This window comes from Pelagibius sp. CAU 1746 (assembly GCF_039839785.1).
Taxonomy (GTDB): Bacteria; Pseudomonadota; Alphaproteobacteria; order Kiloniellales; family Kiloniellaceae; genus Pelagibius.
On sequence record NZ_JBDOQT010000001.1, the window covers coordinates 2976696 to 3001105 of the forward strand.

The window sequence follows — 24410 nt, forward strand, 5'->3', positions numbered from 1 at the left end:
TCAGAATGACCGTCCCGCCGACTTCGCATGACCCACCGTAAGATTCTTTCCGTATGACCGATAAAGTTCCCCTAGCCCTGCTGCCCGGCCTGCTGTGCGATGCGGCCCTTTGGCAGCCGCAGGTGGCTGCGCTCTCCGACATTGCCGATTGCCGCGTCGCGGACCTGACGACCCAGGACACCATAGAGGCCATGGCCGAGAGCGTACTGGCGGCCATGCCGGAGCGTTTCGCCTTGGCCGGACTCTCGATGGGCGGCTACGTGGCCTTGGAAGTCGTGGCCCGGGCGCCCGAAAGGGTCACGCGCCTTGCCCTTCTCGATACCCGGGCGCAGGCGGACGCACCGGAGGAGAGCAAGCGGCGGCGCGGCCTTATCGAACTGGCGGAGAAGGGACAGTTCAAAGGCGTCACGCCGCGTCTGCTGCCGCTGTTCATCCACGAGGAACGGCTGGGCGATCCGGCCTTGACCGGCACCGTCACCCGCATGGCCCAGCATGTCGGCAAGGAGGCCTTTATCCGCCAGCAGCGCGCGATCATGGGGCGCCGCGACCAAACCGCGGCGCTCGTAAAGATCCATGTGCCGACCCTGGTGCTTTGCGGGCGCGAGGACGCACTGACGCCTTTGGCCGACCACAAGGCCATGGCTGCCGGGATCGCCGGCGCGCGTTTGGCGGTGATCGAGGACTGCGGCCACCTGGCCACCCTGGAACGCCCCGAGGCGGTGAACGGCGAACTGCGGCGCTGGTTGACGGCGGAAGACTAGGGCCGCGGGCCGGCGGCTCCGTCCGTTTCTTCGGGACCGGTTTCCTCGGGGCCGGTTTCCTCTGCCGACGCTTCCTCCGCATCCTCGGCCAGGGTATCGACCGTGGAGACGGTCTGCGCCAGGGTGAGGGACTCCGTGAAGGCGACGTGCTCTTCCTCCGGCGCCGGCGCGCGCTGGCGCATTCGGTAGACGGTGAAGGCCGCCAGGCAGAGCTGCACCCCCGCGGTCATGCCGAAGAGCGCGTCGGGGCCGAAGGCGCGCGTCAGGCTGGAGGCGACGAGCGGGCCGACGACGGCGCCCAGAGCGAAAATCAGCAACAGGCCGCTGGCGGCCTCGACATAGCCGTCGGGCTCCACATAGTCGTTCATGTGGGCGACGCTGAGGCCGTAGATCGGAAAGGCGAAGAGCCCGAAGAGGAAGATCAGGGCAAAGGCGCCTTGGCCCCAGGGTGGCGACCAGAAGACGAAGAGCAGACCGGCCAGGGCGGAGCCGCAAGCGGCAGCGATGATGACGCGGCGGCGGTCCGTCTTGTCGGAAAGCCGCCCGAGGGGCCACTGACCCAGGGCGCCGGCGATCACCGCGATACTCATGAAGATGGCCACGCCCCAGGCGTTGGCGCCTTTTTCCTGCGCGAAGACCGGCGCCAGCGCCCAGAAGGAACCGTTGGCCAGGCCCACGGCCAGGCAGCCGATGACGCCCACGGGCGAGAGCTTGTAGAGATGTTTCAAGCGGATGTGCACGCTCTGCACGGGCGCCGGTGCTTCCGCCTTGGTCATGGCGACCGGCACGGCGGCGAGGGAGACCAGGATCGAGGCGAGGATGAAAAGCGGGAAATTCTCCGGGCGGTCCAGACCGAGCATGAGTTGGCCGATGGTGATGACCGTCAGGTTGATGATGGTGTAGAGCGAGAAGACGAAGCCGCGGGTCTCGTTGGTCGATTTCTCGTTCAGCCAGCTTTCGATGATCATATACAGCGCGGCGAAGCAGAAGCCGGTCATGGCGCGCAGGGCCCACCAGAGGTAGGCGTTGAGAAACATCGAGTGTACCAGCACCACGCAGGAGGCGACGGCGACCAGGGCGGCGAAGGCCCGAATGTGTCCGGCACGCCTGATGAGGCGCGGACCGTAGAGGCAGCCGCTGGCGAAGCCGAGGAAGTAGGCCGACCCCAGGATGCCGATATCGGTGTCGGAGAAGGCCTCGAGATTGGCGCGCACCGGCAGCAGAGTTCCCTGCAGCCCGTTGCCCATGAGCAGAAGAGCGACGCTGAGCAGCAGCGCGGTGATCGGTGCGAAGGCTTTGGTCATCGCGAGGCCGTTCCTGTCGAGAGCAGGAATTGATTTAGCACATCGCCGCCGCCCGTTCGAGGGGGGTGGCTAGACGTCCAGTTCCTCGACGAAGCGCGCGTTCTCCTGGATGAAGGCGAAGCGCGTTTCCGCCTTGCGGCCCATCAGCCGCTCGACGAGGTCGGCCGCCTTCTTCTCTTCCGCCGCCGGGTTGGCGTCCTCGGCGCCGACGATGGTCACGCGCAGCAGGGTGCGCTTGCCCGGATCCATGGTGGTTTCCTTCAACTGCCGGGCCGGCATCTCGCCCAGGCCCTTGAAGCGGCTGACCTCGATCTTGCCGCGGCCTTTGAAGTGCGACTTGACCAGCTTGTCCTTCTCCTTGTCGTCCATGGCGTAGACGCTTTCGCCGCCCTGGGTCAGGCGATAGAGCGGCGGCTGCGCCAGGTAGAGCCGGCCGCTTTCGATGAGGCCGGGCATCTCCTTATAGAAGAAGGTGATCAGCAGCGAGGCAATGTGGGCGCCGTCGACGTCGGCGTCGGTCATGATGATGATGCGCTCGTACCGCAGCTTGTCGACCTCGAAGCTGCCGCGCGAACCGCAGCCCAGCGCCTGGGTAATGTCGGAGATCTCCTGGTTGCCCTTCAGCTTGTCGGCCGAGGCACTGGCGACGTTGAGGATCTTGCCGCGCAGCGGCAGCACCGCCTGGGTCTCGCGCGAGCGCGCCTGCTTCGCCGAGCCGCCGGCCGAATCGCCCTCGACCAGAAATATTTCGGTGCCTTCGGAGCGGTTGCGGCTGCAATCCGACAGCTTGCCCGGCAGGCGCAGCTTGCGGGTCGCCGTCTTGCGGCTTTGCTCCTTCTCCGCACGCCGCCGGCGGCGTTCCTCGGAGCGCTCGACGATACGCTCCAGCAACAGGCGCGCGCGTTCGGGATGCCCGGAGAGCCAGTGATCGAAATGGTCCTTGATGGAGCCTTCCACCAGCTTGGTCGCGGCGGCCGTGGCCAATTTTTCCTTGGTTTGGCCCTGGAACTGCGGGTCGCGGATGAAGAGTGACAGCATGATGCAGGCGCCGCCGCAGACGTCGTCGGAGTTCACGTTGCCGGCCTTCTTGTTGCCGATCAAATCGGCATAGGCCCGGATGCTCTTCAGCAGACCGCTGCGCAAGCCCGCTTCGTGGCTGCCGCCTTCGGGCGTCGGCACCGTGTTGCAGTAGGAGTTGAGGAAGCCGTTTTCGTCCATCGGCCAGGACATCGCCCATTCGACGCGGCCCTGATCGTCGGGGAACTTGGCTTCGCCGACGAAGGGCTCGGGCGTCAGGGTCTTGCGCTTGTCCAGGCTGGCGGCCAGGAAGTCCTCCAGGCCGTTGGGAAAGTGGATATTGTCCTTGTCCGGGGTGTCGTCGCCTTTGGCGATGAGGCTCGCATCGCAGCTCCAGCGGATCTCCACCCCGCGGAAGAGGTAGGCCTTGGAACGCGCCATGCGATAGAGCCGCGCCGGGTGGAAATTCGCATCCTTTTCGAAAATCGAAGGGTCGGGGTGAAACTGGATGGTGGTGCCGCGGCGGTTCTTGACCGGCGTGCCCTTGCTGAGCTTCGTCGTCGGCTTGCCCTTGCTGTAGCTTTGCACGTAGAGCTTCTGGTCGCGCGCGACCTCTACGGTCATCTCGTCGGAGAGGGCGTTGACCACCGAGACGCCGACGCCGTGCAGGCCGCCGGACGTGGCGTAGGCCTTCTGCGAGAACTTCGCGCCCGAGTGCAGGGTGGTGAGGATCACTTCCAGCGCCGACTTCGGCTTGTACTTGGGGTGCGGGTCGACCGGGATGCCGCGGCCGTTGTCGCTGATTACCACCACGTTGCCGGGCTTCAGTTCCAACTCGATGCGGGTGGCGTGACCGGCCACGGCCTCGTCCATGGCATTGTCGAGCACTTCCGCCACCAGGTGGTGCATGGCGCGCTCGTCGTTGCCGCCGATATACATGCCGGGACGCCGGCGGACGGGTTCCAGCCCCTCCAGAACCTCGATGTCCTTCGCGGAATAGCCTGATTGTTTGCCTGAGGGTTTCTTTGAGGTCGTCTGGAAGAGGTCCGCCATCTTGGCCTGTGCTGTGAAAGAAATGTGATGGCCGGAAAAGCGCCCCGGCGCATGGCGAATCGGGACAAGAGAATCGCCGATGGAGTAGGGTAGCGTATCTCGAGCCCCAGTATCTAGGTCGTGGGTGCCCGGCTGGCGCATATCTAGTAAGTGAGGGACGGCCTGTCCATGCCTTCGGAAAATGAAATGCCACCCCAGGGGAACAAGCCGAGGGGCGGCTTGTCCACGCGGACGCTCGCCATGCCCGCCGACGCCAATCCCAACGGCGACATCTTCGGCGGCTGGGTCCTGTCGCAGATGGACATCGCCGCCGGCATCGCCGCCGGCGCGCGCGCCCGCGGGCGTGTCGCGACGGTGGCGGTGGACGCCATGGTGTTCCACCTTCCGGTTTACGTCGGCGATGTGCTGGGCACCTATACGGAGGTCATCCGTGTCGGGCGCACTTCCATGGCCATTCATGTCGAGGCCTGGGCGCTGCGCGGCAGCATCAGCGCCAGCGGGCCCAACGAGCATGTCCGGGTCACGCAAGGGACCTTTACCCTGGTCGCCATCGACGACAACGGCAGGCCCAGACCCGTCCCCGAGGGGCCTGTGCCACCCGCAGCCGAAGAGGGGGCCGCATGAGACGCTTGCTCGCCGCCGGCCTGCTGATGCTCCTGTCCATGAGCCCGGTCCAAGCAGGAGAAGCCGACGTGGTCGCGGCCGAGGCCGTACAGGAAAGCGACGGCACCTGGCGCTTCCGGGTCACGGTGCGCCATGGCGACGAAGGTTGGGAGCATTACGCCGATCGCTGGCAGGTGGAGACCCGGGACGGACGCGTCCTCGGGACCCGGGTCCTGTTGCATCCCCATGAGCAAGAACAGCCCTTCACCCGGGCTCTGGGCGGCGTGACCGTCCCGCCGGAGGTCGATGAAGTGGTGATCCGCGCCCACGATTCGGTCCACGGCGACGGCGGGGCGGTCGTCACAGTCAGGCTGCGCTGAGGGGCGCGGCAGGTTCCCCGGCGGGCCGCTTCAAGCAGCCAGCGACCGCCACAGCCGAAAAGGGGAGCCGGGTTCCTCCCGCGCGACCCAGCGGTAGGGCAGGTCCCGCCACGGCATCACCCGATGAGTCAGATTGTCCAAGACATAGACGCCTCGGTCACTGTGCACCAACAGCACCGCATGGCCGCGCCCGCGGTCCAGCCGGCAGGCGGCCAGGGTGAGGGCCCCGCGCGGAAAGCTGTGCTGCCGGATCAGGGTCTGAAGCTTGCGGATCGCATAGTCCTCGCAGTCTCCCGCCCGGTCGCCGATCTCCCAGAAGTCCTGACCGGTATCATCGCGGAACTGAATGCGCGCGTTGATCTCCTTATTGACCTTGGCGAGTTGGGCCGCCCGGCCCAGGGAGAGCTTCAGGGGGCCGAAGCGCGCCGCCGCCGGGTCCAGGTCCGGGTGCCGGCGCAGCAGGGAGAACCAGGCCGAGGGGGCTGGGATCAGCTTGCCGGCCGACATGGTGGAGGATTTCGGAAGAGGGGCCGGCAAGCCGGTCATCGCGGCTTCGACGGGAGCGGCGAAGGTTGCCGCGGCGGCGGCGCCGCACAGGCCCATGAGCAGGTGTCGTCGTGACAGCAAGAGGCTACTCCAAACGTAGTAACTCGTTTGATAGAGGAGTAGCGCGATACTTGTTTTTAGGGCGTGATTTATTCGGGGGTATTGTATGACATTGAAATTATAAAGTCGTGATATTCGGAATATTTTAATAAAAAATTAGTGTTCTCGCTTTACGTACTAAGAATATTGGCTTTCTCAGGCGATTTTCCGCTTATGGGTGCGATTCCGCTCCAGTTACGCGCTTTTGGAGTGGCTGGCACTGAGAATCCTATCTCAATACCTCTTTCGCTTCTTGTGATGATTGAGTGACCGCTTCACGGCAGAAGTGTGATGAACAAAGATCGCTGCTGTGATTTCGGCCGCCTCTTTACTTCTCCTTAACCAATTTGCTCTTCCGGCGGGCGGCTGCGCCAGTGGGCGCCGGCTCAAGAAAAAGCCCCGCCGGCGCTGAACCGGCGGGGCCTGCTTTCGGTCAGGGCGCGCCTTGCGCCCCTCGATGTCAATCAGACCGCATCAGACGGAATAGTACATCTTGAACTCGACCGGATGCGGGGCGTGCTCGAACTCGTAGATCTCTTCCCACTTCAGATCCATGTAACCGTCGATCTGGTCGCGGGTGAAGACGTCGCCGGCCAGCAGAAACTCGTGGTCGGCCTCCAGGGCCTCCATGGCTTCGCGCAGGGAGCCGCAGACCGTCGGCACGCCGGCGAGTTCTTCCGGCGGCAGGTCGTAGAGATCCTTGTCCATCGGGTCGCCCGGATGGATCTTGTTCTTGATGCCGTCCAGGCCGGCCATGAGCATCGCCGAGAAGGCCAGGTAGGGGTTGGCCGCCGGATCCGGGAAACGGATCTCGACACGCTTGGCCTTGGGGCTCTCGCCATAGGGGATGCGGCAGGAAGCTGAACGGTTGCGCGCCGAATAGGCGAGCAGCACCGGCGCCTCGAAACCAGGAATCAAGCGCTTGTAGCTGTTGGTCGAGGGGTTGGTGAAGGCATTCAACGCCTTGGCATGCTTGATGATGCCGCCGATGTAGTGGAGGCACATCTCCGAGAGGCCGGCGTAACCGTCACCGGCAAAAAGCGGCTGGCCGCCCTTCCAGATCGACTGGTGGGTGTGCATGCCCGAGCCGTTGTCGCCGGCCACGGGCTTCGGCATGAAGGTGGCCGTCTTGCCGTATTGATCGGCGACCTGATGGACCACGTACTTGTAGATCTGCATGCCGTCGGCGGCCTGCACCAGCGGCGCGAACTTGGTCCCCAACTCGTGCTGGGACGGCGCCACCTCGTGGTGATGCTTTTCGATGTCGAGGCCCATCTCGCCCATGACCTTCAGCATCTCGGCGCGCAGGTCCATGGCCGAGTCGACCGGCGGCACAGGGAAGTAACCGCCCTTGACCTGCGGGCGGTGGCCGAGGTTGCCGTACTCCATCTCGGCGCCGGAGTTGTAGGGGCCCTCGTTGGAGTCCAGGAAGTAGGAGGTCCGGTGCTGGGACACCTCATAGCGCACGTCGTCGAAGACGAAGAACTCGGCTTCCGGTCCCCAGAAGGAAGAATCGCCGATCCCCGTCGCCTTCAGGTGCTCGACCGCGCGCACCGCGGTCGAACGCGGGTCGCGGCCATAGAGCTGGCCGGTCGAAGGCTCCACGATGTTACAGAAGAGGATGAGCTGCGACATGTTGGAGAAGGGATCCATCACCGCGGTGCTGAGATCCGGGCACAGGATCATGTCGGAGTCATTGATCGCTTTCCAGCCCGCGATCGACGAACCGTCGAACATAATGCCTTCGGTGAGGGCGTCCTCGTCGATGGCATTCACATGCATGGCGACGTGGTGCCACTTACCGCGCGGGTCGGTGAAGCGGTAATCGACGTAGGAGATGTTCTTCTCTTTGATCATCTCAAGGATGGTTTTGGCGTCAGACATGGATGCTCTTTCCGTTTTCTAAGAACCGTGATTGACGTTACTGGTGCCGGCTGTCCCCGGCCCGCAAGTCCGCCGGCACAGTCCGGCGGGCGTGCCGGTTTAGACAGCGGCGGCGCCGCGCTCCCCCGTGCGGATGCGGATGGATTCCTCGATCGCGCTGACGAAGATCTTGCCGTCGCCGATGCGCCCGGTGTGGGCGGCCTGCTGGATGGCCTCCACCGCGCGCTCGACCAGATCGTCCTCCAGAACCACCTCGACCTTCACCTTGGGCAGGAAATCGACGACGTATTCGGCGCCGCGGTACAACTCCGTATGGCCCTTCTGCCGGCCGAAGCCCTTGGCCTCGGTCACGGTGATGCCTTTGATTCCGACTTCGTGCAGCGCTTCCTTTACCTCATCGAGCTTGAACGGCTTGATGATCGCTTCGATCTTCTTCATCGCGTGTACGGGCCCCGTGTCTCTCTCTATCTATAGTGTGATTTTCTCAAGCTGGCTGGCTCTGGCCTGTCGGCACTTCCGTTCGCTGGCGAAGCAGCGTCCACTATCGCGTTAGCAGGAGCCGTGCCAAGTGGCCGGACCCCGGCAAAACCTGGGGTTCTGCCGGGGCGTCCGTGAAAACCGCACTAAAATGCCGCTTTGTGCTGCCCAAGAAATAGGCGGTTTGGGCAGAAACTAGTCACGCGCTCCGCGCTTCTCGGTTCCCCAGATATCCGGCGATGCGGTCCAGAGCCGCCCGGATGTTTTCCTGCGAATTGGCGTAGGACAGGCGCAGATAGCCTTCGCCGAAACGGCCGAAGGAGGTGCCGGCAATGGTCGCGACCCCGGCCTGCTCCAGCAACTCCACTTCCAGGGTCTTGGCGGGAATGCCCGTGCCGGACACATTGGGAAAGGCGTAGAAGGCGCCCGCGGGCTCCACGCAGGAGACACCGGGAATGTCGTTCAGCACCCGGTGGATGGTGCGTCGGCGCATGTCGAAAGCGCTCATCATCTCGGCCACCGCGTCCTGGGGGCCGCGCAGCGCGGCGATCCCGGCGAACTGGGTCGGCGCGTTGACGCAGGAATGGCAGTTGATGGCCAGGCGCGTGGCGGCTTCGGCCAGGGCCTTGGGCCAGACCGCGAAGCCCAGGCGCCAGCCGGTCATGGCGTAGGTCTTGCTCCAGCCGTCCAGCATGATCACGCGGTCGCGGATCTGCGGGTACTGCAGCAGGCTGACGTGCTCGCGCCCGTCATAGAGCATCTGGCTGTAGATCTCGTCCGACAGGATAGCCACCTCGGGATGGGCCTCCAGGCCCGCCACCAGCCGGTCGACCTCTTCGCGCGGCGTCACGCCGCCGGTCGGGTTGGCGGGGCTGTTCAGGATGATGAGGCGGGTCCGAGGGGTGATCAGGCTCAATACCTCCTCGGCGGAGAAGGCGAAGCCGTTGTCCTCGCGCAGCGGGATCGGGACCGCCTTGGCGCCGGAGAAATTGATCACCGACTCGTAGATCGGGAAACCTGGATTGGGATAGAGGATCTCGGCGCCGGCCTCGCCGAACATCAGGACGGCGAAGAACATGGTGACCTTGCCGCCTGGCACGACGACGACACTGGCCGGATCGACACTGACACGGTGGCGCAGTTCCAGGTCCTCGGCCACCGCCTCGCGCAGCTCGGGAATGCCGTTGGCCGGGGTATAGCCGTGGTGGCCGTCGCGCAGCGCCTTGACCGCGGCCTCCACCACATGCTCGGGGGTCTGGAAGTCGGGCTGACCGATTCCCAGGTTGATGATGTCGCGCCCCTGGGCCTCCAGTTGCTTGGCCCGCGCCAGCACCTCGAAGGCGCTCTCCGTGCCCAGCCGCGCGATCGCGGCCGCGGTCTTCACCATATCCGCCCCTCCAGGCTTGTTCCTGTAACCGGAAATTCGGCAGCAGACTATGGCAGAGGGGGCAGGGGCCGCAAGGCGGCTGAGAAGGCGCCCGGCACTGCGGAAACTTGAGGATCAGCGCGCTCTTGACGGCTGCGGGCCGGAGGTCTAAACACGCCCATCCGACGCGCCGCGCCCGTCAGCGCGGCAAGGTCCGATGGTGGCTGTAGCTCAGTTGGTTAGAGCGCCTGGTTGTGGTCCAGGAGGTCGTGGGTTCAAATCCCATCAGCCACCCCAATCCTTCCCACAGTTTCGTCAGCACGCCGATCGGCCCTGAGGGGCGGAGCGATGACGCTTCCATGAAATTCCTCGTCGGTGCGGCGGCGGAAATCCGGCCGCCGGCCCCTTAAGTTGACAAAGCGGGCGCTGGCCGTAAGGTCGGGGCACAGCCAACACCGCCGCTATTGTGCGTCCATGACGGGTTCATGGCCGTGAGTGCCGCAGCGCGCGGCAGGGGATCACCGGTCCCCGAGCGAAACCGCTGGAGGATTCAACCATCACCGAGGATCACAACCAACTCCACGCCCTGGACGAGTCCGACACCATCGGCGGGCGCATCGGACGTGCCCGCGAGGCCGCCGGTCTGACCGTGGCCCAGGCCGCGCGCCGCCTGGGGGTGAAGACGGCGACCTGGCAGGGCTGGGAAAACGACCGCTCAGAACCGCGCTCCAACAAACTGACGATGATCGCAGGCGCCTTGGGCGTCAGCCCCGCTTGGCTGCTCACCGGTTTCGGAGAGGGCCCGACCGAGGCCATCGACGACGAGGTCCAGGTGCTGCGCCAGGAAGTCGGCTTGATCGCCCAGGACATGGCTTCGGCCCAGGCCCGCCTCGACGCGGTGCTGAAGCGCCTGGAGACCTTTCATTCCTTCCATCACGTAGAACCGAACTAGGCCAGGGACGGCGGCGCGCCGGGGTCAGTCGCCGCCCAGAAAGGTGCTGCCGGCTTGGTCCGGCGGCGCCCCACTTGCCGTACGCAGGGCCGACAGCATCGACGAGAGGCGCCAGACCGGCGCTTCCGGCGTGTCGTTCAGGGCCAACGAGAAACTCAGTCCCAGACTGTAAGCCCCGGTGCTGTCGGCCGCGACGTTCGAAGTCATCTCGAAGGCGCCGAGCGGACGGCGGAAGCCGAAGCGGGCTTCGGAAACCCGGTCCAGCGGCCGGTGGTCCAAGCCGGCCACCACCACGCCGCCATCTTCCAAACGCCAGTCGGAGTTCAGGCCCAGGCGGGTAATCCGCCTCTGCGGCAGCACATCGTATTCGACGACGCCATCATGCCGGCCGCCGAAGGCCTCTCCAGTCAGGCTGAGACGGCCGCCGCCGTTGGGGCTTGCACCCCCATCCGCGCCGTAGCGGGCGGCCAAGGTGAGCCGGTGAACGGCTCGCATGCCGCCAAGGACAAGGCCTCCTTGCCCGGTGACACGTAGTTCACGCTCGCCGTTTTCCCACTCATCCAGCGCGAAGCCCAGCCCGTAGGGCAGTGCGCTTCGGGCGCCGAGATCCAGGTTGCCGGTAGCGCCGATCTCGCTCCGGCGCACGAGAGGGTTTTCCTCGCCGTCGCTGTCCCGGTAGTCGCGGTTGAGATAGGCTAGGTATTCGCTGTGGCGCAGCGTCAGGGCGAAGGGGCCGACGTCGCGGTGGGCCGACAACTCCCCGATCGGTTCGGCGCTGCCCCGCAAGGCCAGGTCGAAACCGTCGGCAAGGCTCGCCGCGGGAAGCGGCATCGCTGAGTATGCCAGCGCGGCCGCGCAGGCAGGCGTCGCGAGGCGGCGGAAAAACCGCAGGAAATCCGGGAAAGAAGGAAGATTCAAATGGTTGCTGAGCGTTCGGGGCGGAAAACGCGCGGGCACCGGAGGGCTCTCTGCAAAGGTTAAGCGTCGTAAAGAACAAATAAAGTAAAAGTTTTAATATCCCGTAAACCATAGTTGTGAGGGTCGTTTCACGTGAAACAAATTACTTACAAAGAATTAATATTTTGAAGAATGAGAAATATTATCCAGCAGGAGTTTGGTTTTTATTTTATGGGCAAAGAACTCTCGGGCTGTGCACAAATGGTCTCGCCGCCGAGTTGGCCTGTGACATGGCTGTGGTCAAGGTGAAGCTTCAGTTTCTTACGGGGCGAGGCGGGTCAATATTGCAATCTCTGCGCCCGGCCTGGCGCAAACATTGGCCAGGCCCGCTGCCGGCACTAAAAGTCCCGCTTCTTCGGAAGAATCCTTGTCAGTACTTGGCGCCCGCGGCACTTGGCGCCCGCAGCGGCGCGGGACCTCTATCGCCGGCGGTTCGGTTGGCGCTAAGCTGGCGCGCTCGCGAGTCGGGCCGCGTCGACCGGCCGCAGCGCTAAGGAATATCAGTGTTTTGAGGAAGTAAGGGGGCAGGGTGAGCCAATCTCTGAAGACAAGGATGCGCGACGGAACGCCGGCCTTCGGCTACTGGACGGAGTTGTTCAACCCGACGGCGACGGAAATCATGGCTGCGGCCGGCTACGACTGCACCATGATCGACCTCGAGCATGGATCGGCGGACCTGAGCGACGCCCTGGCGGTCATGCGTGCGTTGAAAGGCAGCGGCTGTACGCCTCTGGTCCGGGTGCCGGCCAACGATGCCGCCTGGATCAAGCGGGTGCTGGATGCCGGGGCCCAAGGCGTCATGGTGCCGGCGGTGAACTCCAAGGCCGAGGCCGAGGCGGCCGTATCCGCATGTCACTATCCGCCGCGCGGAACCCGGGGCATGGCCGCGCCGATCGTACGTGCCGCACGCTACGGCGACGACTGGCAGGGCTACGTGCGGGACATCGCCGGCAGCCTGCTGGTGATCTGTCAGGTGGAGACCGGTGCGGCGGTGGAGGCTGTCGCGGAGATCGCCGGGGTCGAAGGCCTGGATATGATCTTCATCGGCCCCTTCGATCTTTCGGGAAGCCTGGGACACCTGGGCGAGCCCGACCATCCGGATGTACGCGCCGCCATCAGCCGCGTGGAGCAGGCGGCCAAGGCCGCCGGCTGCCTGCTGGGCGGCATTCCCACGCCGGGACGGACATCGAAAGCCCTCTATGAGGCGGGCTACGACCTGGTCATGGCGGATGTCGACCTGGCGATGCTGCGCGAAGGAGCCCTCGCCAGCGTGGCGGCCCTGAACGAAGCGGCTGGCCGGGACTAGCCGCCCCATGACACCGCGCGGCAGGTAGATTTAGGAATGCAGCCTCTCGAAGTGGCCCTCCTCACCACCGAGCAGATGTACCGCGCCGACGGCCTGGCCATCGCCGGCGGGACGCCCGGTGCCGTGCTGATGGAGGCCGCCGGTGCGGCGGTCGCGGGGGCGGTCATGGCCCGGCGCGGCATCGCCCCGGTCCTAGTGCTCTGCGGCCCCGGCAACAACGGCGGCGACGGTTTCGTGGCGGCGCGCCACCTCCAGGCCGCGGGCTGGCCGGTGCGCCTGGCCCTGATGGGCGGCGTCGACAAGCTGAAGGGCGACGCCGCCGGCGCGGCGGCGGCCTGGAGCGGCCCGGTGGAACCCCTGGACAGGGTGGAGCCGAGGTCCGGCGAGGTCGTGGTCGACGCCCTCTTCGGCGCCGGACTGACCCGCGCCCTGGACGGCGCGGCGGCCGAGCTGGCCCGCAAGGTCGCGGACCTCGGCCTTCCGGTCATTGCCGTGGATGTGCCGAGCGGCCTGCCGGGGGATGGCGCAGACCCCCTGGAGGGCCTTGCCTTCCGGGCGAGCAAGACTGTCACCTTCTTTCGGAAGAAACCCGCTCATCTACTTGTTCCTGAAAGAGAATTCTGCGGCGATGTCATCCTGGCGGATATCGGCATTCCCGCTGCTGTCCTGGCGGAGATCGCCCCGCAAAGCTTCGAGAACGCGCCGGCGCTGTGGCTGAGCGGCTATCCCTGGCGGAGCACCCAATCCCACAAGTACGACGCCGGGCACCTGCTGGTCGCCGGCGGGGCCACCATGACCGGAGCGGCCCAACTCGCCTGCCGGGCCGGCCTCAGGATCGGGGCCGGACTGGTTTCCGTGGCCTGCGATGCCGCCAGCCTGCCGATCTACGCCATTTCCAATCCCGGCGTCATCACCCTGGCGGCGCCGGATCCCGCCGATTTTGCCGCGGCGCTGGAGGACCCGCGCCGCAATGCGGTGCTGGTCGGGCCGGGCAACGGCGTGACGCCGCAGACACGGGCCCGCGCCGAGGCCGCCCTGGAAGCAGGAAAGGGGGCGGCGGGCAAGCAGGTGGTGCTGGATGCCGACGCCCTCAGCGTCTTTCAGGACGATCCGGCGGCGCTGTGGTGGGGAATTCGAACGAATGCAGCCGGTGCGACGGTGCTGACTCCCCACGACGGCGAGTTCCGGCGGCTCTTTCCGGACCTTTCGGGGAACCGGCTGGAACGCGCCAGGGCCGGGGCCGCCCGCAGCGGCGCCGTGGTCGTGCTCAAGGGCCCCGACTGCGTCGTCGCGGCACCGGACGGGCGCACCGCGATCACCGCGGTGGCGCCGCCCTGGCTGGCGACGGGCGGGACCGGCGACGTCCTGGCAGGCATGATCGGGGGGCTGCTGGCCCAAGGCATGGCCGCCTTCGAGGCGGCGTCGGCGGCGGTCTGGATCCATGGGCGGGCCGCCGCGGAGCGCGGCCCCGGGCTCGTTGCCGAGGATCTGCCGGCCGCCCTACCTGAGGTTTTGCGCGGGCTTTGGCTCGCTGTTTGCGGCGCGGACCAGGAACGGAATTTATTCAATAGTTTTAGATAGTTCCACGGTATTCGTTAACGAAAGTTTCACGTCTGCGCGTGTAATATGCAACCTCGTGCTGAAAGGAGTGTTCGGTCGGGGGCCGGCCTTGATTGAAAAGGTATTGAGATCATGCTCGCAGACCACTGGTTCAAGCAACCGTTGAAGGCGGAGGCCGTCAAGGTCGGCTCCGTCTACAAACTGGCCCACGAAGGCAACATCGTCGAGATCGCCAAGGTGGTCGATGTCGGCCCGGATGCCCTGGGCATTCCTCACGTGACCTATGACGTCTCCGTAGAGCGCGCCCGCCTGGCGAAGTACGAAGAGCGCCGCACCCTTGGCCTGCAGACCTTCGCCGAGCGGTTCCGCGACGCCATCACGCCCGAGAAACAGGACGCCTGACGCAAGAGGCGTGACGCCGCCTTGCGGCTGCGCATCCTCTTGTCCGCCCAGGCGAAAACCGAGGCCCGGCGCGGAAGGTCCGCAACAGTTTCCAGACATTAATCCTATCTCAAAGATTTGCCTCTAAAGTCCGCCACATCATGATTACGACGCGGCAAAGCAAGAGCCAGACGGCGGCGCAGGCCTCACCCCGCTCCAGCAGTTTCTGGCAGAATCTCTCCGGTGCCCTGGGCGGCAGCGGCGACCGCCGCAGCCTCTTTTCCCGTCGCGGCGCCAACCCCGACCAGGTGAAGGCCGGGCGCGTCTTCCGCCATGATGACGGCAGCGGCCGCCAGGAGACCGCCACGGTCATCGGCCTCTGCGAGATCCTGGGCATGACCCATGTGCGCTACGACCTACGCATCGACCAGCCGGGTCACCGGCCCTTCGAGGACGGCCCGCGGGTGCTCGGCATGAAGACCTTCCTCGATCACTTCTGCGAGCCGGTCAGCTCCTAAGCCGTTTCGGCCCTCCCGATATCCACATTGCGGCTTTCCCCGGAATTCCGGGCGCGTTCGCGCGCCGCTTGCTATTGCGCGACCGGCTGCGATGTTATACATCGGCCCTCCGCGGTAAGCGCGGGCGTGGCGGAACTGGTAGACGCGCTGGTTTTAGGTACCAGTGGAGCAATCCGTGGGGGTTCGAGTCCCTCCGCCCGCACCAGCGCCAAGCGGAAGTTGAGGGTTTCTCTCACTATAGAGTTTGCCGGCCCGGGCGGTCCCCAGGCGGCTGAGTTTCCCCGCGAATCATCATTCAAGACGAGGCTGAGGAAGGCCTAGCCGAACATGCAGGTCACGGAAGTTAACAGCGAAGGCTTGAAGCGCGACTTTAAGGTCGTCATTGAAGCCAAAGAAATTAATGAGAAAGTCGAAAACCGGCTTCGTGAAATCAGCGCGCGGGTGAAGGTTCCCGGGTTCCGCCCGGGCAAGGCGCCGATCAAGCTGCTGAAGCAGCGCTACGGGCCCTCGGTGATGGGCGAGGTGCTGGAGCGCGCGGTGACCGACTCCTCGGCCCAGGCCATCAACGAGCGCGGCCTGCGCCCGGCCGTGCAGCCGAAGATCGAGATCGATTCCTTCGAGGACGGCAAGGATCTGGAATACTCCATGGCGGTCGAGTTGCTGCCGGAGTTCGAACCGATGGACTTCTCCAAGATCGAGCTGGAGCGGGTGAAGATCGTGGTGCCGGAAGAGGAGGTGACCTCCGCTCTGGACCGCCTGGCCGCCAGCCGTAAGGAGTCCAAGCCGCTGGAGACGGCGCGTCCGTCGCAGTCCGGCGACGTGGTGGTGATCGACTTCAAGGGCACCGTGCACGGCGAGGCGCTGCCGGGAATGGCCGGCGAGGATCACCATTTGGAACTCGGCTCGAACACCTTCATCGCCGGCTTCGAGGACCAGCTGATCGGCGCCGCGGTGGGCGAAGAGCGCACCGTGAACGTGACCTTCCCGGAAGGCTACGGCAACGAGAAGCTCTCCGGTCAGCCGGCGGTCTTCGAGTGCACCGTCAAGGAGATCCGCGAGTCGGTGCCGGCCGAGCTGAACGACGAGCTGGCGACGTCGATGGGCGCCGAGAGCCTGGACGATCTCAAGGAAAAGGTGAAGGAGCGCCTGGCCCAGGATTACGACGGGCTGTCGCGCATGCGTATGAAGCGCGAAATCCTCGACCAGCTCGCCGAGAACCACGATTTCGCGGTGCCCGAAAGCATGGTCGATCTGGAATTCGACGCCATCTGGCGCCAGGTCGAGCACGACCGGGAGCACGGCCGCGTCGACCCGGACGACGAGGGCAAGGACGACGAGGAAATGAAGGCGGAATACCGCGACATCGCCGAGCGTCGCGTGCGCCTGGGCCTTCTGCTTTCCGAGGTCGGCCGTCTGAACCAGATCGAAGTGGCCCAGGACGAGGTCAACCGCGCACTGTTCCAGGAGGCTCAGCGCCATCCCGGGCAGGAGCAGCAGGTTCTGGAGTTCTACCGCAACAACCCGGAGGCTCTGGCCCAACTGCGCGCGCCGCTGTTCGAGGACAAGGTGATCGACTTCATCATCGATCTGGCCAAGGTCAACGAGCGCGAGGTGACGCCGGACCAGCTCCGCGAGGAAGAGGAAAAGGCGGCGGCCGAAGCCTCCGAGAAGCCGAAGAAGGCGGCGAAGAAGAAGCCCGCCAAGAAAGCGGCCTCTAAATCCAAGGCCAAGAAGGCCGAGGGCGACGAGGCGGGTGAGGACGGCGCCTGAGGGGCCGGCCGGGGCCGATAGGGCCTTGGGCGAGGCGGCGGGAGGGTTTTTCGCGGAGGCGACTCCACGAGGGGCTTTCCCTGGCCGCCGGCAGACCTTAAATGTGCTCTCCTGACTTTATCGAGGGGCCCCGAGGTCCGCTGCGGCGGGCGGGAACCAACAGAATCAAGGAATGTCCATGAGCGATCTGTTCAGCCGCGATCACCATGAGTTGGTCATGAATACCCTGGTCCCCATGGTCGTGGAGCAGACCAGCCGGGGCGAGCGGGCCTACGATATCTATTCGCGCCTGCTGAAGGAGCGCATCATCTTCCTGACCGGCCCGGTGCACGATGCCGTGGCCAGTCTGATCTGCGCCCAGTTGCTCTATCTCGAGTCGGAAAACCCGACCCAGGACATCTTCTTCTACATCAACTCGCCCGGCGGCGTGGTCAGCGCCGGGCTGGCGATGTACGACACCATGCAGTACATCCGCCCGGAGGTGCAGACCGTCTGCATCGGGCAGGCGGCCTCGGCCGGCTCGCTGCTGCTCATGGCCGGCGCCAAGGGCAAGCGCTTCGCGCTGCCCAACTCCAAGATCATGATTCACCAGCCCTCGGGCGGTTTCCAGGGTCAGGTGACGGATATCCAGATCCACGCCGAGGAGATCCTGCGGACCCGTCATCGGCTGAACGAGCTCTACGTCCACCATACCGGCCAGGACCTGGCGACCATCGAGAACGCCATGGAGCGCGACAACTTCATGGATTCCGAAAAGGCTAAGAGTTTCGGCCTGATCGACGAGGTGGTCAGCCAGCGCCCGGCCGGCGAATCGCCGACGCCAGGGGGCAGCGGCGACAAGAGCTGACCCCGGCGGGCTGTTTCCCGCCGCCGTGTCCGGTCCGGATGGACGGAAAAAAGTGCGGAGCCGCGCCCTTGGCGGGCTGGCTCCGGGGCAGCGGCGGAAAGCATGTTCGCTAACTACTTGTTTCCCGGAAAAGGGCGGGTTCCCCCTTTCGTTAATAAATTGTTGAGCCCTTCGAATTAGGCTCAAATTGTCCTGTTAGCCAAGGCTCGGAGCCAGGCCCTCCCGTATAGCTCAAATCCTGCGGTTTTTGTCATTGTGTGGGGGCGGGGCGTTTGACTAACATGGCGTAATGACAAACAAACGCCTAGTTGTAGCGGTATGACAAAGTCCAGCGGCAGCGACTCCAAGAACACTCTCTACTGCTCCTTCTGCGGCAAGAGCCAGCACGAGGTGCGCAAGCTCATCGCCGGTCCGACGGTGTTCATCTGCGATGAATGCGTCGAACTGTGCATGGACATCATCCGGGAAGAGCACAAGACCACTCTTGTGAAGTCGCGCGACGGCGTCCCGACGCCGCAGGACATCTGTACCGTCCTCGACGACTACGTGATCGGCCAGGGGCATGCCAAGCGGGTGCTCTCCGTGGCCGTCCACAACCACTATAAACGCCTGGCGCACGGCGCCAAATCGGCCGACGTCGAGTTGGCGAAGTCGAATATCCTGCTGGTCGGCCCGACGGGCTGCGGCAAGACGCTGCTGGCCCAGACGCTGGCGCGCATTCTGGACGTTCCCTTCACCATGGCCGATGCCACCACGCTGACCGAGGCAGGCTATGTCGGCGAGGACGTGGAGAACATCATCCTGAAGCTGCTGCAGTCCGCCGACTATAACGTCGAGCGCGCGCAGCGCGGTATCGTCTACATCGACGAGGTCGACAAGATCAGCCGCAAGTCGGACAATCCCTCGATCACCCGTGACGTCTCGGGCGAGGGCGTGCAGCAGGCCCTGCTGAAGATCATGGAGGGCACGGTGGCCTCGGTCCCGCCGCAGGGCGGCCGCAAGCACCCGCAGCAGGAGTTCCTGCAGGTCGATACCACGAACATCCTCTTCATCTGCGGCGGTGCTTTCGCCGGCCTCGACAAGCTGATCGCGGGCCGCGGCAAGGGCACCTCTATCGGCTTCGGCGCCGACGTGCGCGGCCCGGACGACCGCCAGACCGGCGAGGTGCTGAAGGACGTGGAGCCGGAGGATCTGCTGAAGTTCGGCCTGATTCCCGAGTTCGTCGGCCGCCTGCCGGTGGTCGCGACCCTGGAGGATCTGGACGAGGGTGCCCTCATTGAGATCCTGACCCAGCCGAAGAACGCTCTGGTGAAGCAATACGAGCGTCTCTTCGAGATGGAAGACGTCCGCCTGGAGTTCACGGAAGACGCCTTGCGCGCGATTGCGGGCAAGGCCATTGCGCGTAAAACGGGGGCCCGCGGGCTGCGTTCCATCATGGAGAGCATCCTGCTGGACCCCATGTATGACCTGCCTGGTTTGGAGAATGTCGAGGAGATCGTCATCAACCGCGAGGTCGTCGATGGGCGCGCCAAACCCCTTTACATCTATACCGATCGTCGCGAAGACCTGGGAACGAGCGCTTAAGCGGTTGTTCTGCAATCATAGATTGCAGGTTATCCAGGTGGCCTTGAAGTCTGGGCGAGAATCTACAATTTTTAAATACGAACCCGCTATTCTCGGGCGTCCTGTCTACGGGCGTGCGATGTTTCTCGCCTGCTTACGATAAACGCCCCTCTGTTTCTCACGAGGTAATATGCTGGAACTTGCTCGCGGTAACCTCTTCCCGGTGCTGCCCCTGCGCGACATCGTGGTCTTCCCGCACATGATCGTGCCGCTTTTCGTCGGTCGCGATAAGTCGGTGCGCGCGCTCGAAGACGTTATGAAGGACGACAAGCAGATTCTCCTGGTCACCCAGAAGAACGCGTCTCAGGACGATCCGACGCCGGCTGACATCTACTCCGTCGGGACCATTGGCACGGTGCTGCAGCTCTTGAAGCTGCCCGACGGGACCGTGAAGGTTCTGGTCGAGGGCGGCCAGCGCGCGCGCATCAGCAAGTACGCCGACACCGAAGAATTTTTCCAGGCCTACGCCGAGCCGATCGAGGACGATGCCGGAGACGACCGGGAACTCGACGCGCTGGCGCGCACCGTGGTCTCGCAGTTCGAACAGTACATCAAGCTGAACAAGAAGATCCCGCCGGAGGTACTGGTCTCGATCAACCAGATCGACGACTTCTCCAAGCTGGCCGACACCGTCGCCTCGCACCTGGCGCTGAAGATTCCCGAGAAACAGGAACTGCTGGAAAGCGGAACCGTCAGTGACCGCCTGGAAAAGGTCTATGCCTTCATGGAAGGCGAGATCGGCGTGCTGCAAGTCGAAAAGCGCATCCGCAACCGCGTGAAGCGGCAGATGGAGAAGACCCAGCGCGAGTATTATCTGAACGAGCAGCTCAAGGCGATTCAGAAGGAACTGGGCGAGGGCGAGGACGGTCGCGACGAACTGGCTGAGCTGGAAGAGCGCATCAAGTCGACCAAGCTGACCAAGGAAGCCAGCGAGAAGGCCCTGGCGGAACTGAAGAAGCTGCGCTCCATGAGCCCGATGTCGGCCGAGGCCACCGTGGTGCGCAACTACCTCGACTGGATCCTCTCGATCCCCTGGAAGAAACGCACCAAGGTCAAGCGCGACATCAAGCATGCGCAGGAGATCCTGGATGCGGATCACTATGGCCTGGAGAAGGTCAAGGAGCGCATTCTCGAATATCTCGCCGTGCAGCAGCGCATGAAGAAGGTCAAGGGCCCGATCCTCTGCCTCGTCGGCCCTCCGGGCGTCGGCAAGACCTCGCTCGGAAAGTCGATTGCCAAGGCGACCGGACGCAACTTCGTGCGCATGAGCCTGGGCGGCGTGCGTGACGAGGCCGAAGTGCGCGGCCATCGCCGTACCTACATCGGCTCGATGCCCGGCAAGGTCATTCAGTCGATGAAGAAGGCCAAGTCTTCGAACCCGCTGTTCCTGTTGGACGAGATCGACAAGCTGGGCGCCGATTGGCGCGGCGATCCGTCCTCGGCGCTGCTCGAGGTTCTGGATCCGGAGCAGAACAGCAACTTCAACGACCACTATCTGGAAGTCGACTACGATCTTTCCGACGTGATGTTCGTGACCACGGCCAACACGCTGCGCATGCCCGGGCCTTTGCTCGACCGCATGGAGGTGATTCGCATCCCCGGCTATACCGAGGATGAAAAGGTGCAGATCGCTCAGCGTTATCTGATCCCCAAGCAGATGAAGGATCACGGCGTGAAGGAGAACGAGTGGTCTATCTCCGAGCAGGCGCTGCGCGACCTGATCCGCCTCTACACCCGCGAAGCCGGCGTGCGAAACCTGGAGCGGGAGATCGCCAATCTGGTGCGCAAGGCGGTGAAGGAAATCGCCATCGGCAAGGCCGAGACGGTGAAGCTGGACCGCCGCAATCTCGACAAGTACGCCGGCGTTGCCCGCTACCGCTACGGCGAGGCGGAACTGGAGGACATGGTCGGCGTTTCCACCGGGTTGGCATGGACCGAAGTCGGTGGCGAGATGCTGTCCATCGAAGCGGTGATGCTGCCGGGCAAGGGCAAGGTGACGTCCACCGGCAAACTGGGCGACGTCATGAAGGAGTCGATCCAGGCAGCGGAGTCCTTCGTGAAGAGCCGCGCCATAACCTATGGCATCAAGCCGACGCTCTTCGAGCGGCGTGACATACACGTCCACGTCCCTGAAGGCGCGACGCCGAAGGACGGTCCTTCGGCCGGTATCGCCATGGTGACGGCGATCGTTTCCGTGTTGACCCAGAATCCCGTGCGCCGCGACGTGGCGATGACCGGCGAGGTGACGCTGCGCGGGCGCGTGCTGCCCATCGGCGGGCTCAAGGAAAAGCTTCTCGCGGCGCTGCGTGCCGGCATCAAGACGGTGCTGATTCCACAGGAGAACGAGAAGGACCTCGCCGACATTCCGGACAACGTGAAGCGCAAGATGGAAATCGTTCCTGTTTCCGATTGCGACGAAGTGTTGAAGCGGGCCTTGGTCAACGAACTGACTCCGATCGAGTGGAACGAATCGGACGAGGACGTGCAAGCGACTCGGGCGCCGCAAGGGGGTGATGCGCCGTCTGGCGTGCTCACCCACTAATCGGAAAGGGGTATTCTTCGATTCGTTTTGGGAATGCAGGGGTGCTTTAGCCTGAAATTGGCTAAAACCCTTGCTTTTCCGCCCTTCTCACGTTGACGCCCCTGAATGGCGCGATCTACAATTCGCACCTCCTCGGAGCGGTTCCTTTATCTCTCTGCACATCCTATTCCCTACTGTTAGGAGGGGGGTTTAACGTGAATAAAAATGATCTGGTAGCAGTTGTCGCTGACAAGACCGGTCTGTCGAAGGCCGATGCTACGAAGGCCGTTGATGGCGTGTTCGACGCGATCACCGATTCCCTGAAGGCGGGGACCGAAGTGCGCCTCGTTGGCTTCGGTACTTTCAATGTCACCCGGCGTGCTGCTTCCGAAGGCCGCAATCCCCGCACGGGTGAGCGGATTCAGATCCCCGCGTCCAATCAACCGAAGTTCAAGGCGGGCAAAGGTCTCAAAGACGCCGTCAACTGACGCCCGAAGCCTTCTGCTTCTCAGACCCGGCCGCCCCGTTGATTCGGAGGCGGCCGGTCCTATTTTCAGAAGACCGTGTTTTGGTGTAGATAGCTTTTACCGGGCGGTTAGCTCAGCTGGCAGAGCATCGCGTTTACACCGCGAGTGTCGGCGGTTCGATCCCGTCACCGCCCACCATTTCCTTGTTTGATTTTTCTCCGGCCGGCTCCGGGCTCTGCCTGGCGGCGGTGACGGAAGCGGGGCCCGCCTCAGGGCGCCGCAGAGCCTCGTGAGAGCAGAGGCAGCGGGAGACCGCCCCGACGCCGACTCGCCCTCTTCAAGCCTCTCGGACGCCGCCGCGGAGCCCAGCGGCATCGGTCCCGGCACGGCGCTCTTTCCCCGGCTTTAAGATTTCCGTGGAATAGTGGCCGCGTGCCGCCTCTCGCGGCGTTTTCGGCCCCGGCGCGCCCGGCCGGCGGAAAGCGCGGGCTCCTGTGCCAGGCCAGGGGAGGGCCGAAGACGAAAAAAGCGGTCCCGAAGTCCTCGGCACCGCTTGACACCCTGGGGGCGGTGGAGTACATCACCGCCTCCCGGACACGGGGGTGTAGCTCAGTTGGTTAGAGCGCCGGCCTGTCACGCCGGAGGCCGCGGGTTCAAGTCCCGTCACTCCCGCCATTTCCCCTCTTGAAGACTTGGCTGAATTCAAGCCCTCCGGCAGCGCCGGGGGGATCGCTGCGTCATGCCGGCCATGACGCCGCGGCGCGGCGGGTGCGGGGGCCGGGCAGGCGCTCGCCGGTTCATCCCGCAGACCGGCGCTCTACCGCCGCGTCAGCCCGGCGCCGGAAGGGGCCGATTCTTCCCCTGGCAGCAATCATTTCAAGGGATTGGCGCTTTTCCGGCAATTCCTTCCGATCTATATTCGGACCCGACGCGAAGCCGTTGGGTTGCCTGCGATGATTGACCTTGCAATGACGCATCCCTTGCGGCAGTAAACGCACGCCGGATTAACGTTTCTGGACAGTTGTCCAGGCCCGGCAAAACGACACGCCAAGAACGGCGGGTTAGGAGAGTGACGCATGGATGCCTTGTTGGCGGAATATTTGCCGATCCTGATCTTCCTCGGCATTGCGGTCGGACTCTCGGTGGTCATCGTGGCCGCATCCTATATCGTCGCGCGCCAACGGCCCGACTCGGAGAAGGTCTCGGCCTACGAGTGCGGCTTCGAGGCCTTCGACGACGCGCGCAGCCGCTTTGACGTCCGCTTCTATCTGGTCGCCATCCTTTTCATCATCTTCGACCTGGAAGTCGCCTTCCTCTTCCCCTGGGCCGTGGCCCTGGGCGATATCGGCGTCTTCGGCTTCTGGTCGATGGTGATCTTCCTCGGAATTCTGACCGTCGGTTTCGTCTACGAATGGAAGAAGGGGGCTCTCGAATGGGAGTAGACACGCTGCAGAAGGCCGGCGCGCCGTTGCCCCCGGGCGAACGGCAGGATGCGGTGTTGAGCCAAGTGGCCACGGAGATTTCCGACAAGGGCTTCGTGGTCGCTCAGATGGACAAGCTCGCCGCCTGGGCCCAGTCCGGCTCGCTGTGGCCGATGACCTTCGGTCTGGCCTGCTGTGCCGTCGAGATGATGCACACAGCCTGCAGCCGTTACGACCTCGACCGTTTCGGCATGGTCTTCCGCCCCAGCCCGCGCCAGTCCGACGTGATGATCGTCGCCGGCACGCTGACCAACAAGATGGCGCCGGCCCTGCGCAAGGTTTACGACCAGATGCCGGAGCCGCGCTGGGTCATCTCGATGGGATCCTGCGCCAACGGCGGCGGCTACTATCACTACTCCTATTCCGTCGTGCGCGGTTGCGACCGCGTGGTGCCGGTGGACATCTACGTTCCCGGCTGCCCGCCGACGGCGGAGGCGCTGCTCTACGGCGTGATCCAACTTCAAAAGAAGATCAAGCGGAGCGCGGCCCTTGCTCGTTGATCGCTTGCTGTCTGTGGCACGGGAATAATCGGAAGTT

The 24410-nt window shown here is 64.4% G+C and carries 22 protein-coding genes and 4 tRNA genes; 19 read left to right on the plus strand and 7 right to left on the minus strand.

The window, feature by feature from the left end; all coding sequences use genetic code 11:
• Positions 1 to 53: 53 nt before the first annotated feature.
• Positions 54 to 761, plus strand: a complete 708-nt coding sequence (locus tag AAFN88_RS14190; RefSeq protein WP_347520995.1) for an alpha/beta fold hydrolase — start codon at positions 54 to 56, stop codon at positions 759 to 761.
• Here AAFN88_RS14190 and AAFN88_RS14195 read toward each other — a convergent pair.
• Together AAFN88_RS14195 and parE are read right to left on the minus strand one after the other, a co-directional pair.
• Complete coding sequence (locus tag AAFN88_RS14195) at positions 758 to 2065, minus strand: MFS transporter (protein ID WP_347520996.1); 1308 nt, start codon at positions 2063 to 2065, stop codon at positions 758 to 760. The genes AAFN88_RS14190 and AAFN88_RS14195 overlap by 4 nt on opposite strands.
• A 69-nt stretch (positions 2066 to 2134) precedes the next feature.
• On the minus strand, positions 2135 to 4135 hold the full coding sequence (parE, locus tag AAFN88_RS14200; RefSeq protein ID WP_347520997.1) for a DNA topoisomerase IV subunit B: 2001 nt from the start codon (positions 4133 to 4135) through the stop codon (positions 2135 to 2137).
• A gap of 168 nt (positions 4136 to 4303) precedes the next feature.
• On the opposite strand from parE, the gene AAFN88_RS14205 reads away from it, so the two are divergent.
• Together AAFN88_RS14205 and AAFN88_RS14210 are read left to right on the plus strand one after the other, a co-directional pair.
• Positions 4304 to 4759 (plus strand): acyl-CoA thioesterase, encoded by a 456-nt coding sequence (locus tag AAFN88_RS14205; RefSeq protein ID WP_347520998.1) that lies wholly within the window; start codon positions 4304 to 4306, stop codon positions 4757 to 4759.
• Positions 4756 to 5118 carry a hypothetical protein gene (locus AAFN88_RS14210; RefSeq protein ID WP_347520999.1) on the plus strand — a complete coding sequence of 121 codons (363 nt, stop codon included), beginning with the start codon at positions 4756 to 4758 and terminating at the stop codon, positions 5116 to 5118. The genes AAFN88_RS14205 and AAFN88_RS14210 overlap by 4 nt, the downstream gene beginning before the upstream one ends.
• Before the next feature lie 30 nt (positions 5119 to 5148).
• Here the strand turns inward: AAFN88_RS14210 and AAFN88_RS14215 are convergent, their stop codons facing one another.
• From AAFN88_RS14215 to AAFN88_RS14230, 4 genes are all read right to left on the minus strand, one after another.
• Positions 5149 to 5745, minus strand: a complete 597-nt coding sequence (locus tag AAFN88_RS14215) for a transglutaminase-like cysteine peptidase (protein ID WP_347521000.1) — start codon at positions 5743 to 5745, stop codon at positions 5149 to 5151.
• 492 nt (positions 5746 to 6237) lie between these two features.
• Positions 6238 to 7647 (minus strand): type I glutamate--ammonia ligase, encoded by a 1410-nt coding sequence (gene glnA / locus AAFN88_RS14220; protein ID WP_347521001.1) that lies wholly within the window; start codon positions 7645 to 7647, stop codon positions 6238 to 6240.
• A 99-nt stretch (positions 7648 to 7746) separates the two neighbouring features.
• Positions 7747 to 8085, minus strand: coding sequence for a P-II family nitrogen regulator (locus tag AAFN88_RS14225; RefSeq protein WP_340119155.1), 339 nt, complete (start codon positions 8083 to 8085; stop codon positions 7747 to 7749).
• A 238-nt stretch (positions 8086 to 8323) separates the two neighbouring features.
• Entirely contained in the window at positions 8324 to 9511 is a 1188-nt protein-coding gene (locus AAFN88_RS14230) for a pyridoxal phosphate-dependent aminotransferase (protein WP_347521002.1), read from the minus strand.
• A 199-nt stretch (positions 9512 to 9710) separates the two neighbouring features.
• Here AAFN88_RS14230 and AAFN88_RS14235 point away from each other — a divergent pair.
• Both AAFN88_RS14235 and AAFN88_RS14240 read left to right on the plus strand, forming a co-directional pair.
• Positions 9711 to 9787, plus strand: a tRNA-His gene (locus tag AAFN88_RS14235).
• A gap of 319 nt (positions 9788 to 10106) precedes the next feature.
• The gene (locus AAFN88_RS14240; protein WP_347521678.1) at positions 10107 to 10442 is read left to right on the plus strand and encodes a helix-turn-helix transcriptional regulator; all 336 of its coding nucleotides are present in this window, start codon (positions 10107 to 10109) and stop codon (positions 10440 to 10442) included.
• Positions 10443 to 10466: 24 nt separating this feature from the next.
• Here AAFN88_RS14240 and AAFN88_RS14245 read toward each other — a convergent pair whose 3' ends face one another.
• The gene (locus AAFN88_RS14245) at positions 10467 to 11273 is read right to left on the minus strand and encodes a hypothetical protein (protein ID WP_347521003.1); all 807 of its coding nucleotides are present in this window, start codon (positions 11271 to 11273) and stop codon (positions 10467 to 10469) included.
• A gap of 679 nt (positions 11274 to 11952) precedes the next feature.
• Between AAFN88_RS14245 and AAFN88_RS14250 the strand changes: the two genes are divergently transcribed.
• The 14 genes from AAFN88_RS14250 to AAFN88_RS14315 all read left to right on the plus strand — a co-directional run bounded on the left by AAFN88_RS14250 (position 11953) and on the right by AAFN88_RS14315 (position 24373).
• On the plus strand, positions 11953 to 12705 hold the full coding sequence (locus tag AAFN88_RS14250) for an aldolase/citrate lyase family protein (RefSeq protein WP_347521005.1): 753 nt from the start codon (positions 11953 to 11955) through the stop codon (positions 12703 to 12705).
• A gap of 36 nt (positions 12706 to 12741) precedes the next feature.
• Positions 12742 to 14286, plus strand: coding sequence for an NAD(P)H-hydrate dehydratase (locus AAFN88_RS14255; protein ID WP_347521007.1), 1545 nt, complete (start codon positions 12742 to 12744; stop codon positions 14284 to 14286).
• A 111-nt stretch (positions 14287 to 14397) separates the two neighbouring features.
• Positions 14398 to 14667: a hypothetical protein gene (locus AAFN88_RS14260; RefSeq protein ID WP_347521008.1), complete on the plus strand. Its 270-nt coding sequence runs from the start codon at positions 14398 to 14400 to the stop codon at positions 14665 to 14667.
• Between the two features lie 140 nt (positions 14668 to 14807).
• Positions 14808 to 15164, plus strand: coding sequence for a hypothetical protein (locus AAFN88_RS14265; protein ID WP_347521009.1), 357 nt, complete (start codon positions 14808 to 14810; stop codon positions 15162 to 15164).
• 120 nt (positions 15165 to 15284) lie between these two features.
• Positions 15285 to 15369: transfer RNA gene (locus AAFN88_RS14270), tRNA-Leu, on the plus strand.
• A 122-nt stretch (positions 15370 to 15491) separates the two neighbouring features.
• The gene (gene tig, locus AAFN88_RS14275) at positions 15492 to 16934 is read left to right on the plus strand and encodes a trigger factor (protein ID WP_347521010.1); all 1443 of its coding nucleotides are present in this window, start codon (positions 15492 to 15494) and stop codon (positions 16932 to 16934) included.
• 178 nt (positions 16935 to 17112) lie between these two features.
• A complete protein-coding gene (locus tag AAFN88_RS14280) occupies positions 17113 to 17781 on the plus strand; it encodes an ATP-dependent Clp protease proteolytic subunit (protein WP_347521012.1) in 669 nt (222 codons plus the stop codon).
• Positions 17782 to 18099: 318 nt separating this feature from the next.
• Positions 18100 to 19365, plus strand: a complete 1266-nt coding sequence (clpX, locus tag AAFN88_RS14285) for an ATP-dependent Clp protease ATP-binding subunit ClpX (protein ID WP_347521014.1) — start codon at positions 18100 to 18102, stop codon at positions 19363 to 19365.
• 169 nt (positions 19366 to 19534) lie between these two features.
• Positions 19535 to 21946 carry an endopeptidase La gene (lon, locus tag AAFN88_RS14290; RefSeq protein ID WP_347521015.1) on the plus strand — a complete coding sequence of 804 codons (2412 nt, stop codon included), beginning with the start codon at positions 19535 to 19537 and terminating at the stop codon, positions 21944 to 21946.
• A gap of 194 nt (positions 21947 to 22140) precedes the next feature.
• Positions 22141 to 22413 (plus strand): HU family DNA-binding protein, encoded by a 273-nt coding sequence (locus AAFN88_RS14295; protein ID WP_347521016.1) that lies wholly within the window; start codon positions 22141 to 22143, stop codon positions 22411 to 22413.
• A gap of 101 nt (positions 22414 to 22514) precedes the next feature.
• A tRNA-Val gene (locus tag AAFN88_RS14300) sits at positions 22515 to 22590 on the plus strand.
• A 400-nt stretch (positions 22591 to 22990) separates the two neighbouring features.
• Positions 22991 to 23067 (plus strand) — tRNA-Asp (locus tag AAFN88_RS14305).
• 401 nt (positions 23068 to 23468) lie between these two features.
• Complete coding sequence (locus AAFN88_RS14310; protein WP_347521018.1) at positions 23469 to 23834, plus strand: NADH-quinone oxidoreductase subunit A; 366 nt, start codon at positions 23469 to 23471, stop codon at positions 23832 to 23834.
• Positions 23825 to 24373, plus strand: coding sequence for an NADH-quinone oxidoreductase subunit B family protein (locus AAFN88_RS14315; RefSeq protein WP_347521020.1), 549 nt, complete (start codon positions 23825 to 23827; stop codon positions 24371 to 24373). Before AAFN88_RS14310 ends, AAFN88_RS14315 begins: the two co-directional genes overlap by 10 nt.
• Positions 24374 to 24410 lie beyond the last annotated feature (37 nt).